We start from the raw sequence: 12,221 nt of genomic DNA on the forward strand, positions 1-12,221 counted from the left end.
TGATGATGAAAAAAAGAAAAGCTGTGTGGATTTTATCTTTTTTAGGAATTTTTTTAATACTATCCTTTATTATCTTTGGTAATGGGCTGGTGACTGAATCCTACCGATTGAATGGCAAACATTCTATGGAAAAAGTACTTGTGTCTGTTAAAAACCACATGGATTCCCATAGTATAAACGCCTTTTCACTTGATGATATAAACAAGCTTAAAAGGGAGCTTTCCACAGAAGATATCAGCTATATTGTCCAGTCAGGTCTTATCAATACTTCAGCTTCCAATGAAAACAGGTCTTTGCCCGTCGGGTTGATAGGTGTAGATTATATGCACTCGTTATTTATCGGTCAAATACTGGAGGAAGGCAGTTTTATTACACAACAGCAGGAGGAAGAGGGGGGAAAGGTTGCAGTAATTGATGGGGAACTGGCTTGGAACCTATTTAAAACAGAAAAGGCTGCCGGAGAAACCATTGAAATTTTTGGTGATATCTTCAGAATCGTTGGTGTTGTAAAAAAGGAGAATACCCTCATAGAAAAATTAACAGAGGATGGTCTGCCAAAGGTATATATACCTGCTGAAGTAATGCTGGAGCTGGATACTACGTCCAGCATTACAGCTCTTCAGATAAAAACAGAGGATGACGACAGGTTAGGTGAGAATATCATCGATATATCAACTGCATTACAACAAATAGGCAAAAATCCTGGAAATTATCATATCATTGACTTTAATTTAAGGTATGAGCTACTGAAACAGTGGCCCCTTTTGTTCCTATTTATTCTTGGAATGACAGCCATCCTTATACTGCTGGCATATATGAAGAATTCCATAATAAAGCTGTATTTTTTAATCAAGGATGAGTGTAAGAAGGATTATTTTTCAAATGTAATCAAGCACAACGATAGGGTAATTCTGGCCTACAGCTTTGAAATAGCATTGATATCCTTAGGGGTTATGTTGATTTGGCTTGGAATAAGCTTCAGACCTTATATTCCACCAAATTATATTCCCGATGAACTAATCAATATTTCCTATTACCTTGATTTGATTAAAAATGTCATTCAAGGGGGCATACAAAATATAGGGTATGTACCACCACAATCCCAGTTGGTGATGAATACCGCCAATAGGTTGATGCACTTGTTTTTCTGGATTACAATTGTTTTAGGATTTTTGCTTTTGTATACGGGTTTCAGGGGATTTAAAGAGTTAAATATAACCTCTATCAGGATTATTGGAGTGCTTAGTATCTTCTTTTTTATTGCTCTGGCAATTTTAGCTGCTTTAGCACCCTTGATAGGATTAACTTTTATGTTGGAAGTAAAAGACCTACTGGTGACATGGTCATTTATATTCTTATATAGCTTACACACTACAATGAGAAAGGAACGTGATATCAATGTTTAAAAAAGTTATTAGTTTTCTGATGATAGGGATGCTTACCCTCAGTTTGGCAGCCTGCAGTGCAGGAAATAAAAGCACTTCTCAGGAACCAAGCATTCCTGCATATACTGAAATGGAGATAGGAAGCAATTCCGGTCTTATGTGGCCGGGAGGTAGTCGGGTGAATTCCAAAAACCAACTGGTATTTTTTGACAGAGGGTATGAAGCAAATTCAGGATTTGTAACTTTAGAGCAAAATGGTGATCTAATAGATGGCTCACAGATCAGCTTTTTGGAAAATGTCAGTGCCTTTACCCTTGATAAAGAGGATAATATCTATGCGGTGACTACAGCTTCTATGGAGAATAGTATTGCCCAAAAACTTACAGTCCTCAGCCCTCAAGGAGATATCTTGAAAAATGTTGAACTTGGAACATTTTCCAGTGCCGGAGGTAATGGAATGCAAAGAATGGGTTTTACGGATATAGCAGTAGATGCTAATGGATACATATACCTGTCTAATCCTTCCCAACACATTCAGGTCCTTGACAAGGAGGGGCAAGGGGTGAGAACCCTCGGCTCAGAAGGCTATGAAAGCATCGATATGGATTTCGAGGGTAACCTTATTGCCTTAAATATAATAATGGGGAAGAGAGCTATTGAAAAATTGGATGTATCTACAGGAAGAACCCTCTGGTCCAATGATTTATCTCAGCAGAATACAAGCGGATTTAGCATGATGGGTTCAAATAAAATCAGGTCTTCAAAAGAGGATGACAGTATATATTATCTAACCAGCCAAAACATTTCGAAATATGATTCCTCCGGAAACCATATCGGGACTGTCATTGATTTTAAAGCCTATACCATTCTGGCTAGCGGATACAATATTTCTGATATGAGTATTGATGCTGAAGGCAATATCTATGTAGCCGCTACATCGCTGCCTGCCGGGGCGGGAAGAGTGAGCATAGGAGGGGGTTCCTCTCATCAATCTGCTAATCCTGCTGACTCTATAAAATATGAACTGTATAAGTATTCAGTACAGAGTGGAGAAATCACTGCACCAAAGCAGGAAATAATCACAGTTTCTGTTCCGGTATCCAACAGAACACTTGAAATAGCAGCAAGTAAATTTCAGAGGGAGAACCCCGGATACAGGATTGATATACAGATCTATCCTAGTGGGGACTATGAAACCTATATAAGAAACCTAAATACCCAGATACTTTCCGGAAAGGGCCCCGACGTCATATCTCTTGGTGGGTTACCTTATGAGAACTATATTTCCAGAAATGTCCTGGCGGATATAGGTGAGATGATGGATAGTGACAATAGCTTCGATATGAGCAAATACCATACCAATATTTTTGATGCATTGAAAACCAACGGAGGTTTGTATGTACTACCCATAGATTTCACCTTCAATGTTTTAATGGCAAATCAGGCAATTCTTAATCAGGAATCTATCATCATTGATGACAGGAATTGGACCTGGAATGATTTTAAATCAATTGCGGAAAAAGTGACGCAAAAAAATGGCAATGGTGGAAATCGAACAGCGCTGCCTTCTGTCACCTCCGTGGAGCTGCTGAATCTATTTACCAGGGGCAGCTATAGCAATTACATCGATGCCGATAGAAAAAATGCCAACTTCACTTCCGAAGGCTTCATGGATTTGCTGAAGACTATCAAGGCCTTTGATGAGGAAAATCTTACCAACAGCAATGTTGATAACAATATGGTTTCCATACTGGAGGCAGCAGGCAGGGAGGCAATCGTATTTTATCCTTACAATATCATAGACTATAATTTGTATGGATTTATGAAATCTGCATTTAAAGAACAATTAAGCCTTTACAATATGCCTTCTTCAGGTGATGCTAATGTAAGAACCTTTTCATCAAACTCAATGTATGGTATAAACAGGAATTCTGATTATAAAGCAGAAGGCTGGGAATTTTTAAAAATCCTTTTATCCGATGAGATTCAATCCCAGTCTATGCAAGGGGGGGCAATGCAGACCTCATCAGGGAGCAATGCCTTAGGAGGTTTTTCAGTGAACAAGGCGGCACAACAGCAAAGGGCTCAACAGGCAATAGACGCTTCCCAAGGCGGAAATATGAGAATAATGTTGAGAAGCGGGGATGGTAGTATTTCACTAAGCTCTGCTCCTATGGCCCAAACCGATATCGAATATATCAATGAATTTATAGCAGGTTTGAATACCTATGCCAATATAGATGCAAATATTACCAGTATTATACAGGATGAGACGAGAGGCTTTTTCTCAGGAAACAAATCTGTAGAAGAGACAGCAAAGCTGATACAGGATCGAGTAAATACCTATCTTAAAGAGTAGAGAAACACGCAATAAATCCCTGGTTTATCCAAAATAGTCCTTGACAGGTTATGACTATTGGGATAGTATTTACTTATATTAAACTATCCCAATAGTCATGCAAGGAGAGATGAATATGAAAATTAAGTTATTTGATTCCGAGCTGAAGGTGATGGAAGTATTATGGAAAGAAGGTAATTTGACAGCAGGTCAGCTTGCCCGTATTTTGAAGGAGGAAACAGGTTGGAACAGGAACACCACCTATACCGTTATCAAAAAATGCATTGAAAAAGACGCTATTGAAAGATTGGAACCAAATTTTACATGCAGGGCATTGATTACCAGAGAAGAAGTCCAGGAGCAGGAAACGACGGAATTCATTAATAAAATGTTTGATGGGTCTACGGAGATGTTTTTTGCAACATTTGTTAATGAAAAAAATCTGACAAAAGATGAAATTAATAAATTGAAGCAGATTGTTAACAAGCTAAAGTGAGGTGCTTATAATGGATGTACTTCAAATGAGTGTTTCAGCCGCCATGCTCATTCTTATAGTTGCTGTTATAAGAGTTTCTGCAATAAACAGGCTGCCGAAAACCATGTTCCTTGCACTTTGGGGAATTGCCTTATGTCGATTGATTATTCCCTTTTCCATTCCCTTAAAATTTGGTCTTTATAACCTGATCAATCGTTTAAGCTTTGTAGGAAAAGCTGGAAGGGCAAGGGTCGGGGGTGCGAGGGTTTTCATATATGAAAATATGGAATATATGGAGACAGTAAATAAACCTTTACAGTTAGAACCCATGATGATGCTTTGGATGGTAGGAGCAGTCCTTCTAATTCTATTCTTTATAGTATCCTTCAATAAAAGCTATAGGGAAATCAGAACAGCCTTGCCAATAAAAGATAACCCTTTGATTGACAGGTGGATACGTGAGATAAAGACATATCGATCCATAAGTGTTCTGGTGTCGGATAAAGCTACAACGCCCCTAACCTATGGCATAATAAAGCCCAAAATCATACTTCCAAAGGTCATGGATTACAGCAATGAAATACAAATGAGATATATTCTTACCCATGAATTAATACATATCAAGCGGCTTGATGCCCTATGGAAGCTTTTATTAATCAGCGCACTGTGCCTTCATTGGTTTAATCCCATGGTATGGGTATTGTATGTGCTAATGAATAGAGATTTGGAGATTGCCTGTGATGAGGAGGTAATTAAACTATTCGGTGATAGCACAAAGTCCGACTATGCACTATCCTTAATTGAAATGGCGGAAAGCAGAACCCAGTTTACTCCTTTATATAGTAGTTTCAGTAAAAATGCCACGGAAGAAAGAATTGTGTCAATTATGAAATTTAAGAAAACATCCATATTTAGTTTGGTGTTAGCTTTTATACTTGTTGCAGGAGCAACTTTAGTATTTGCTGAAAGTACTGTAAACACAATTCATCAGATAAGAGGAGTAATTGAAACAGACAGCGGCAGGTTCAGTTTTGAAATGAATGAAAAGGGAAAGATTACTGTAAAAGATGCTGAAGGAAGGATCATTAGCAAGACTAGTATAGGTAGTGACGGTGAGGTTATCTTGACTGACGATAGTGGAAATGTAATTGAAACATTACATTTAAATATTCCTATAGATATTCCTAAAGATATCCTAGGAAAACGAGTTCTACTCCATAAACCAGGAATACTGTCAGAAAAAGGTATTGTTGCTACCGAAATGCTACAAAAGCTTATTGCAGAGGTCAATGAAAATGGTTTTGTCACGATAAAGGATACTGAGGGCAATGTACTTGCTGCAGGAAGAGCTGATAACAGTGATGCAGTAATCATAATGGATAACAACGGCGTGAAAATTGGAGCCGCAATGCTTGAAAATGGCAGCATTGCTAAACTAATTATAAACCTTAATAATAATGACAATAGGGATGCTGTGTTTAAGATAACCAATGAAAGCTTACAATAATTTTTTCTATAGGAATGCTTTCTTATAGAAGATGGGTATTGGAAAAAGATAAAGCAGATAGATTTCTGATTTCAGTTAATCAAAAAAGCGGATGAAATCAGAGATGCTATCTGCTTTTTGATGGTGATTTTTTAGTCTATTGTAAAATCTAATTGTGACAGAAATATTTCTAGAAAAAAATCATTGAAAATTTTTCTATAACTACCACAATAGTCATTGACATATTATGACTATTGTGGTAGTATTTATTTGTAAATTGACTATTGAGATAGTCGCGATCGACAAAGTCGTCCTTTAAAGCTTCTAAAGAAAGACGTTGTTCTATATTTATACTGTTTATATTAGAAGAAGATTTGACTTTGGTATAGGGGGGAGTGTATATCTATAGGATGGGTTATATAAACTTGATTTAATCTAGAAGCTTATTAGATCAAGCTAAAAATGAAAGAGGTGTTTTGTTGTATGAAATATCAAAGATACAAAAAAGGAATTGTTATGATTTCACTGCTTATTATAGTAGCACTTTTATTTGCAGGTTGTGGACAGAATGAGGCTGATAAAAAGGGTCAGGATGACAGTATGACCAATAGTACTGAAAATAACATAGAAATAGAAGAAAATCCAAATGAAGATGAAAATGTAACACCTGCCGAAGAAGAAAATATAAATGTTACCCTAGTACCAGCAGTACCCGAAGAAAGCCCAAAAGCTGAACAACAGCAAAAATTCCCGGTTCAAAATAACAATAACAATACATCCGATACTGCAAAAGTGAATAATGCTCTTGGAACATCGGATGTTAACCCAAGCGGCAGTACTGAAAATAAAATAACTACATCTTCTGGAGGAGCAAAAACTTCAAATCCTGAAGAACTGAAAGACAGAATGAGAAATAGTACCCAGGGCTTGGTAAACGACGGCACCATAACACAGGAACAGGCAGAAAAAATTGTTCATGTTTTTGTTGATATAGCTGCTTCAGGCTCTGGTGTGAGAATTACCCCAAATTCGTTGAGTGGGCTGGTGGAACAGGGAGTCATTACACAGGAGCAGGCTGATGCTGTAATGAATGCATTGATGGCAAATTCACAAGGAGCAACGAACATGAAGTCAAGCCAATAAAATAATTGATGCATTTAAAGAGTTTTTAAGCGAATAGAGGAGTTTTATAATTTATAAAACAATCAAAATGAGGAGGATGTATATGTTTTGGAAAAAGTTTGCTTTAATTTGCATTATTTGTCTGCTGACTTTAAATGGAGTTGCTGTAACTGCTAGCGCTCAGGATAAAATCAATGTAAAAGTGGATAACAGTTACATTGTATTTGAGGATCAGGATCCAATGGTTGTTGATGGCAGAACCATGGTGCCTATGAAAAAAATATTTGAAACCCTTGGGGCAGACATTGACTGGGATGGAAGTACAAATACTGTAACTGCTTTAAAAGAAGATACCAAAATTGTTTTAAAAATTGGTGCCGATACTGCCAGAATAAATGGTAAGGAAGTTATGCTGGATGTACCTGCTCAAGTAATAAACGGACGAACCATGGTGCCTTTAAAATTTGTGAGCGAAGCTATGGGAGCTGAAGTTAGTTGGGATGATAGGACAAAAACAGTAGTGATAAGTACAGGGGAAATTAACAATGGCAATATGTTTGATGTTGAGCCTGCTAAAGCTCAGGAACAGAAGAATACGTCACAGGATAGCGGCATGATGGCTGTGCCGTCTGAGGGAGGAAGCAGTCGAACCCCTGAACAACAGAGAGAGGAACTAAAAAATAAAATCCAAAATTTGGTAGAAAATGGCACCATAACACAGAGACAGGCAGAAAAAATATTTGATGCTTTTAGCGGGCCTGCAGGCATAATGATGACCCCAAATGCGTTAAATGGTTTGGTGGAACAAGGAGTTATTACAAAGGAGCAGGCTGATGCTGTTATGAATGCAGTTAGAATAGGCGGACAGGTAACGAAATTGTCGGTGTAAGGGGAATAGCAAGGGGATGTATCGGGAATTCTTGGAATATATGCAAAGACTTTGTGCTTTTGTGGAAAGAAAAGATTTATTATTCCTAAAAAAATAAAAACAATGGTACCTGTATATAGAAAAATCACTTAATCATAAAGATTATAGTGATTTTTTTCTGTAACTTTTCCAATAATTGTTGTAGATGATATTAATTTAGACATTAAGTTATAAATTACTTTTAATGAGTTCATTAGGAAAGGCAATTATTGCAGATGATATGTTCTATAATTTTTTCTATTTGCTTCAGCTTATAAAATAAAAATTCAAGAAAATCTTTACAAATCTACCAGCATTCTATATAATATATATGAAAATGAAATTCATTATCAATTAATTATATATAATATAAAATGTATAGGAGGAAATAGAATGGCAACAAAGAATGGACCTAGATTTAAAGAATCTAGAAGATTGGGATTAAACGTATGCGGGCATCCAAAGGCAATGAATAGAGCGAAAAGTGGTACCAGCAGAGGAGATAGAAAGTTATCGACATATGGAATTCAATTGTTAGAAAAACAAAGATTAAAGGCTTATTATGGAGTACTAGAAAAACAGATGAGAGGCTATGTAGAACAGGCAAAAAGAACCCCAGGCATTACTGGAGAAGTATTAGTAAAAATCTTGGAGTGCAGATTAGATAATATGGTTTATCGAATGGGATTTGCAAAAACCATTAGACAGGCAAGACAAATGGTGGTTCATGGACATATTATGATAAATGGTGAAAAGGTAGATAGACCTTCTTATTCAGTAAAGATAGGAGATGAGATCAACCTGGTTGAAAAATCAAAAAATCTACAGCTATTTATCGAAAACTTTGAAGTGAACAGCTTGAATACGCTTCCTTATATTCAAAAAGATTTTAATCAAAAAGGCGCTACGTTAATGAAGTCACCAGAAAGAGAAGAGATTCCCATTGAAATTCAAGACCAACTAGTAATAGAATACTACTCAACTAAATAGTATTCAAGAAACTAAGGAGCGCTCATGATGATTGGTAAAGGGAATAGCCTCAAAGAAAAATCTGTATCAAAATATGAATCCTTTTATTTTTGGGAAAATCTTATCCATAAAGAAGAGCCTTTGTGGGAAAATGGTTTTCAAAATAAACCTTTAACAGAAAGTTCTATTTATATATATACCGTCTTGATGGATCATAATAAAGATTTCCTAAAGAGTAAATGGGCCTACTATCCAGATGTGTATGCTCTTTTAGGATTTTTACAATATGTTTTTTTGCCCACTAGTTTTTTCACCTGGCTAGATAACGATGTAGATGGTTTTAATATTCCGCTTACAACAGGTGAAGAATTGCTTCAGATTATGTTGGAAGTAGAAAAAACTTTAGACCCATGGGAGATAGGATTAATGAAAACTCAGCTGGAAGAAGTAAAAGCCTTCTGGCAATTGTCGGAAGAAGCGTGCTTGGAAAAAATTCATCAGTTCTCAGTTGCTTTTAATCAAAGCTGGATCGGGAAATCAGATAAGCTGGTGTATTTTAAAATTTTTCAGACACCAGTAGATATTGGAAAATATGTACTCCAAGGTGGAGAGATTGCGGGTGAAGGCTTTACAGAGGTTATGGAAGAAGAAATTGAGATGACAAAAGCTCAATGGGAAGATGTCTACCAAAAGGTATATCAGGATCCCTTCATGCGAAAGAAGTTTATCGATATTTTAAATTACAAAATCGGGTGTTTGGTTTAAAAATAAAATAGAATTTATTGGATGGCATAAAGTTTCTAGGGTACTTAAAAAATAAAGAAAGGTAAGTTTCTTATTTTGAAATGATAAATATTTATCAAGAAAAGAATTGATTATCAGTTTTGTTTATGCTATACTTCGATTAAGTTAATATACGTTAGACAAGTTTTCATTAAATAAATGAAATGGGAAGTTTGGTGAAAATCCAACGCGGTCCCGCCACTGTAAGGGTGAGTCTTTTTACAACTTATGCCACTGGATGTTATCTGGGAAGGCGTGAAAAGATGATGAGCCTAAGTCAGGATACCAGCTTGTTTAAATTGATGTTTTTTAAATTCACGGTGTATGGATTTGGGGACTGGATGATTATTGGTTTTGATTCTTTGTTTTAAATATATAAAACCTAATCATAGTATAGTCTTGTATTGCCTGCTCATACATTGTAAGTGCAGGCTTTTTTATGTGCTTAAAAACTACAGCTATAGCAGATTAGAAACAATTTGGTGCCCCCTTCAGCAAAGCTAAGAGTAAAATCTAAGCCAGTTTTACTCCCCCTTAGCAATGCTGATTATATATAAATTTAATATTAAATTTATTATTAAAATGGTAGGCGTCCTGTAACGCCTACCGCCCCCTTTTTTAAAATTATATATAAAAATAAATAAAGATTGTTAGATTTTCAAATTTGTGAATCATCTTTGATTTTAAGAAATGAAAAACAATTGTTAATTATTTGACAAAATTTTACCAATGTATTATGATATGAGTAATAAAATTCTAACTTTTTTAGCTAGATGATGATTCTAAGGATGTGCATGAAGCTATTTAGGACATACGAAATGATAAGCTATGAAAAATATACTTTGATGATAACCATGAAGGTTAGAGAGAAGAGTACTCTTCTTACTGATCTTCATGTTTTTGTTTTTGTGGCAATGTTTAAATATTTTGCGATACAAGGAACCATGTACATAGGAAAACATTTTATTTTTAAAGAATAATTTTAAAATAAATTTAAATACGAGTTTTTTGAAGGGAGCTGATGATCAGAAGATATAATCTTATAAACTTCAGGGCTAAACATAACAACAAATGATATGAAAGAGGTGTAAATAAAACAATGAGAAAAGCAAAGTGGCACGTATTATTTATATGTTTGGCTGTATCAGCTTCTATTCTGTTGGCAGGATGTGGCAGCAATAATCAACCAGTAGCACAAGAACAAGGTGAGGCAACAACACAGGAGAAGATCCTAACAATTTCTTGGGGGCAAGATATGGGAGAATTAAATCCTCATATGTACAGTCCAAATCAAATGTTTGCTCAAGATATGGTATATGAATCCTTAGTAAGGTATGGTGAAGATGGAGAAATTCAACCTAAACTAGCAGAGGATTGGGAAATCTCTCCTGATGGGAAAGAATACACCTTTAAACTAAGAAAAGATGTCAAATTTTCTGATGGTTCATCTTTTAATGCCGCTATAGCTAAAAAAAATTTTGATGTAGTATTAAGTAATGCCGAAAGACATAATTGGTTAGAATTGATTAATCAAATTGAAGCCACAGAAGTAGTAGAGGAATATACATTAAAGCTAGTATTTAAAAATCCTTATTATCCTGCTCTTCAGGAATTGGCATTAATTCGACCCTTAAGGTTTTTAGGGGAAGCTGGTTTTCCTGATAACGGTAATACTGCAGAAGGAATAAAGCAAGCCATCGGTACAGGCCCATGGGTTTTCAGTGAAGAGGTGAAGGGTGAATATGCAGTTTTCACAAAGAATGAACATTATTGGGGAGCCGAACCTAAGGTAGATAAAATAGTTATTAAAATTATTCCTGATGCAGAAACAAGAGCAATGGCCTTTGAGAAAAAAGAAATTGATCTAATTTATGGTAGTGGATTAATAAGCCTAGATTCTTTTAAGCAGTTTCGAGATTCTGGAAAATATAAAACAGACATTTCTAACCCTTTAGCTACTAGATTTTTAGCAATCAACTCAAATAAAGGGGCTACCAAAGAATTAGAAGTACGTAGAGCCATTCAGCATGCCTTTGACAAACAAACCTTTATAGATGCTGTGTTTTACGGTACAGAAAAAAAAGCCGATACATTGTTTGCATCAAACTTCCCCTATTGTGATTTGGGCTTAGAGGCTTATGATTACAATCTAGAAAAAGCTAGCCTTCTATTAGAGGAAGCTGGGTGGAAAAAAGGAGAAGGGAAAGAGTTTAGAGAAAAAAATGGACAATTGTTGGAAATGGAGTTTAACTTTGATAGTGATGATGCTATACAGAAATCTATTGGAGAAGTTTTACAAGGGGATTTGAAGAAGGCAGGAATTAAGTTAAACCTGGTTGGTGAAGAAACAGCATCCTACGCACAAAGGCAGAAAGATGGTAATTTCAACCTAATCTATGAAAGCAACTGGGGCGCACCTTACGACCCACATTCCTTTGTTTCTTCTATGAGGACCCCTGCCCACGCCGACTATCAAGCACAAATTGGTTTACCAATGAAATCGGAAATTGATGCTAAAATTACCGAAGTTTTATTGAGTACCAATGAAGAAGAACGTCAGGAGCTCTATGCTTATATTTTAGAAACTTTACATGAACAGGCGGTTTATTTGCCAATCTCTTATCGAAGCAATATAGCTGTCCATCATGATTATGTTTCCGGTGTAGTATTCTTTGGAACACAATACGAAATGCCCCTAGCCAATATAGATTTATAATAATCCTTTAATACTTCCAGCTTAAAGTTGGAAGTATTAA

At 35.9% G+C, this 12,221-nt stretch carries 10 protein-coding genes and 1 riboswitch; all 10 genes read left to right on the forward strand.

Going from position 1 to position 12,221, the window contains the following annotated elements; genetic code table 11:
• Positions 1-5: 5 nt before the first annotated feature.
• Positions 6-1,406, forward strand: coding sequence for an ABC transporter permease (locus CHB72_RS19910; protein ID WP_089284656.1), 1,401 nt, complete (start codon positions 6-8; stop codon positions 1,404-1,406).
• Entirely contained in the window at positions 1,399-3,744 is a 2,346-nt protein-coding gene (locus CHB72_RS19915; RefSeq protein ID WP_089284629.1) for an extracellular solute-binding protein, read from the forward strand. The genes CHB72_RS19910 and CHB72_RS19915 overlap by 8 nt, the downstream gene beginning before the upstream one ends.
• Before the next feature lie 115 nt (positions 3,745-3,859).
• Positions 3,860-4,219 (forward strand): BlaI/MecI/CopY family transcriptional regulator, encoded by a 360-nt coding sequence (locus CHB72_RS19920; protein ID WP_089284630.1) that lies wholly within the window; start codon positions 3,860-3,862, stop codon positions 4,217-4,219.
• A gap of 10 nt (positions 4,220-4,229) precedes the next feature.
• A complete protein-coding gene (locus CHB72_RS19925) occupies positions 4,230-5,705 on the forward strand; it encodes a M56 family metallopeptidase (RefSeq protein ID WP_089284631.1) in 1,476 nt (491 codons plus the stop codon).
• A gap of 462 nt (positions 5,706-6,167) precedes the next feature.
• Positions 6,168-6,827, forward strand: a complete 660-nt coding sequence (locus CHB72_RS19930; protein WP_089284632.1) for a hypothetical protein — start codon at positions 6,168-6,170, stop codon at positions 6,825-6,827.
• A gap of 82 nt (positions 6,828-6,909) precedes the next feature.
• Positions 6,910-7,695: a copper amine oxidase N-terminal domain-containing protein gene (locus CHB72_RS19935; protein WP_089284633.1), complete on the forward strand. Its 786-nt coding sequence runs from the start codon at positions 6,910-6,912 to the stop codon at positions 7,693-7,695.
• Between the two features lie 411 nt (positions 7,696-8,106).
• A complete protein-coding gene (gene rpsD / locus CHB72_RS19940) occupies positions 8,107-8,703 on the forward strand; it encodes a 30S ribosomal protein S4 (RefSeq protein WP_089284634.1) in 597 nt (198 codons plus the stop codon).
• Positions 8,704-8,730: 27 nt separating this feature from the next.
• Positions 8,731-9,447 (forward strand): hypothetical protein, encoded by a 717-nt coding sequence (locus tag CHB72_RS19945; protein WP_089284635.1) that lies wholly within the window; start codon positions 8,731-8,733, stop codon positions 9,445-9,447.
• Between the two features lie 143 nt (positions 9,448-9,590).
• A riboswitch (cobalamin riboswitch) is annotated at positions 9,591-9,773 on the forward strand.
• Between the two features lie 486 nt (positions 9,774-10,259).
• Complete coding sequence (locus CHB72_RS19950; protein ID WP_089284636.1) at positions 10,260-10,445, forward strand: hypothetical protein; 186 nt, start codon at positions 10,260-10,262, stop codon at positions 10,443-10,445.
• 119 nt (positions 10,446-10,564) lie between these two features.
• Positions 10,565-12,181 carry a nickel ABC transporter substrate-binding protein gene (gene nikA / locus CHB72_RS19955; RefSeq protein ID WP_089284637.1) on the forward strand — a complete coding sequence of 539 codons (1,617 nt, stop codon included), beginning with the start codon at positions 10,565-10,567 and terminating at the stop codon, positions 12,179-12,181.
• Positions 12,182-12,221 lie beyond the last annotated feature (40 nt).

Source organism: Anaerovirgula multivorans, from assembly GCF_900188145.1.
GTDB lineage: Bacteria > Bacillota > Clostridia > Peptostreptococcales > Natronincolaceae > Anaerovirgula > Anaerovirgula multivorans.